The sequence below is a fragment of the Sedimenticola sp. genome, from assembly GCF_050289425.1.
Taxonomy (GTDB): domain Bacteria; phylum Pseudomonadota; class Gammaproteobacteria; order Chromatiales; family Chromatiaceae; genus Sedimenticola.
This window is the reverse complement of the sequence record NZ_JBNKFS010000071.1, coordinates 1-592: the sequence shown is the minus strand read 5'-3', so window position 1 is coordinate 592 and position 592 is coordinate 1. Positions and strand designations below refer to the sequence as shown.

The 592-nt window shown below is 50.2% G+C and carries 1 protein-coding gene; it reads left to right on the top strand.

Annotation, left to right across the window (positions count from 1 at the left end):
- A partial coding sequence (locus ACQY5R_RS18255; protein WP_428610716.1) for a hypothetical protein occupies positions 1 to 219 on the top strand: 219 nt, incomplete at its 5' end.
- Between the last annotated feature and the right edge of the window lie 373 nt (positions 220 to 592).

Sequence of the window (592 nt, the reverse complement as noted above, 5' to 3'; positions counted from 1 at the left end):
GATCGCGGTCAACACCATCCGGATAATTTTCAGCTTTTATTGAAGGCTCATAACGCAAAAAAGAATAACGATAACTGGGAGCGCTTTTCTATTGATGAGCAGATTCAATATATTGAATCTGCCATTCAGTTGCAGCACTTGGTCGCGCAGCGATTCCAGATTGATATGGAACCATCCGTTTTAGGGTCGCTCCTGGAGCGATTGAAAAAGGTTTATTGAAGTTGTTGTAGACGGTATTCGCTTGCCGCTCTCGTTCCCACGCTCCGCGTGGGAACGTCTACTTCCGGTGGTGCTATTCCAGTGCGCGGAATTATGCCGGAATAGCCAGTTATGCGTTCCCACGCAGAGCGTGGGAACGAGGAACAGAAGGGGAAGCGTTTCTGGGGTTGCTCCGGGTTTTCAAAATACCGGGCTGTTTTAGATCTGGACTGACGGGCGCGACTTTCTGGTTATTGAAAGTCTCGCTCTCGTTCCCACGCTCTGCGTGGGAACGTCTACTTCCAGTGGTGCTATTTCAGTGCGCGGAATTATGCCGGATTAACCGGTTTGCTGATGGTGAGAGTGCATTGTGACCCCCGGGTATGCATTCCCA